The organism is bacterium (genome assembly GCA_030655055.1).
Taxonomy (GTDB): Bacteria; Edwardsbacteria; AC1; order AC1; family EtOH8; genus UBA5202.
Genome location: JAURWH010000035.1, coordinates 1 through 2,143, shown reverse-complemented (window position 1 = coordinate 2,143; position 2,143 = coordinate 1). Strand labels below are relative to the sequence as shown.

2 protein-coding genes and 1 pseudogene are annotated in these 2,143 nt (G+C 59.0%); 1 reads left to right on the top strand and 2 read right to left on the bottom strand.

Translation table 11 applies throughout. From position 1 onward, the window contains the following. Positions 1–826: M3 family metallopeptidase (locus Q7U71_01545; protein ID MDO9390438.1), on the top strand; the 826-nt coding region annotated here is incomplete at its 5' end. Between the two features lie 535 nt (positions 827–1,361). Here the strand turns inward: Q7U71_01545 and Q7U71_01540 are convergent. Together Q7U71_01540 and Q7U71_01535 are read right to left on the bottom strand one after the other, a co-directional pair. Further along, a pseudogene (locus Q7U71_01540) lies at positions 1,362–1,745 on the bottom strand (arsenate reductase ArsC). A 75-nt stretch (positions 1,746–1,820) separates the two neighbouring features. Beyond that, positions 1,821–2,143, bottom strand: a 323-nt coding sequence (locus Q7U71_01535; GenBank protein ID MDO9390437.1) for an ATP-binding cassette domain-containing protein, incomplete at its 5' end; no start/stop codon positions are given.

Below are 2,143 nucleotides of genomic sequence, written 5' to 3'. Positions count from 1 at the left end.
CCTGGTCCTGGAGACCTTCAGGGAATTTTCTCCCGGCCTGGCCCAGAACGCCCGGCAGATCTTTGAGGCCGGCCACATCGACACCCATCCCCGTCCCGGCAAGGAGGCCGGCGCCTTCTGCGCCATGATCACACCCAAGACAACCCCCTACATTTTGCTGAACTACACCGGCGACAACTCCTCGGTGATGACCATGGCCCACGAGCTGGGGCACGGGGCCCACGACCTTTACGCCTCGGCCCATTCGGTAACGCCGGCCGAGACCACCCTGCCCCTGGCCGAGACCGCCTCCACCACCGCCGAGATGCTGGTGTTTGAAAGGCTGCTGTCCCAGACCAGGTCTGACCGGGAGAAGCGGGCCATGCTGCTGGAGAAGATCGGCGACTCCTATGCCACCGTGATGCGCCAGGCTTATTTCGTCAAGTTCGAGGTGGCCGCCCACCAGCTGCTGCTGCAGGGCGCCAAGGAAAGCCAGCTGTCGGACCTTTATCTGAAGATGCTAAAGGAGCAGCTCGGCTCATCGGTGGACGTAGCCGACGAGTTTAAGCACGAGTGGGCCTACATCGCCCATATCTTCAAGACCCCCTTCTATTGCTACGCCTACAATTTCGGGGAACTGCTGTCCATGGCCCTTTACGCCCGCTACAAGAAGGAAGGCCGTTCCTTCGTGCCCAAGATAGAGAAGATCCTGTCCTACGGCGGCTCGCAAAATCCGGAACTGATCCTGAAGCAGGTGGGCATAGACATGTGCTCGGCCTCGTTCTGGCAGGGCAGTTATGACGTGGTCCGGGGCTGGCTGGAGGAGCTTAAAAGATTGAGCAAATAGCCGACAAACAGAAAAAGCCGTTCCGCATAATGCGGAACGGCTTTTTTGATCGTCTGAATCAAATTGACAGCCCTGCGTTTCTCAGTACAAATGCCAGGCCCTCTGCGTCCTGCTGGTCAAAGGCCCCCAGCTCCCGGCTGTCCAGGTCCAGCACCGCCCGGCAGCTGCCATCGGGTTCGATCACCGGGACCACGATCTCGGACAGATTGGCCGGATCGCAGATGATGTGCTTGTCCCCCAGGGCATAAACATCCTTTACTATCTGGGGTTCTTTATCTTTCATCCCTTTTCCGCATACCCCCTGCAGTCCGATGGGGGAACAGGCCGCCCGGGGCTGGCGGCAGACCAGTTCCATGGCCTCCTGCCCCGGCAGCAGCCGGTAAAATCCCACCCAGTCCAAACCCTTGTCCTTAAGGCCTTCCCAGAGGACATCCGTCGCCATTTTCATTTTGTCATCGCTTCCCAGGCCCGGGCTCACTTTGCCTTTGATGATCTCCGCCATCCCGGCATAATCGCGTTTGACGTTCTTGGCCGAAACCGTTTCTATCAGTTCCTTCACCTTCTTTTCGATGTCGTCCCGGACGCAGCGAAAGAACTCCACCGGCTGGCCCTTGGGATCGGGCAGCTTCCACTCGATCTGTTTGGTGGTGGAGAAGATCGGGCAGACGTCCTGGCAGCCCATGGTCACCAGGTAGTCCACCCGGCTGACAGGCAGTGCCTGAAATCCCTTGGGGCGGGCGCCGGAGATGTCGATGCCCTTTTCCCTGATCACGGTTACGGCCAGGGGGTTGACCTCGCCCGAAGGGCTGGAGCCGGCGCTGTAAGCCTCGATCACCCCGCCCCCCAGTTGTTTGGCAAAAGCCTCGGCCATCTGGCTGCGGCAGGAATTTTCGTTGCAGAGAAATAGGACTGTTTTCATAAATGCGTCTTGTCAATGTCCGGTTGAAATATTTATTTGATGTTTGATTTTCTGACGATCATTTGCCGGCGGGATTCACAGGGTGAACTTCTCTCCCAAAAATTTCTCCCGGGCCCCGGAGTGGTCCACTATCTCCTGGGGGGTGCCGGCGGCAAATACTTTGCCCTCGTAGATCACATAGGCCCGGTCGGTAATCTCCAGGGTCTCCCGCACATTGTGGTCGGTGATCAGTACACCGATCCCCCGGTCCTTAAGCTTGACCACCACCTGCTGGATGTCGGCCCGGGCGATGGGGTCGATCCCGGTGAAGGGCTCGTCCAACAGCAGAAAGGAGGGATTGGTGACCAGGGCCCGGGTCACTTCCACCCTTCTCCGCTCGCCGCCGGAGATGGCGTAGG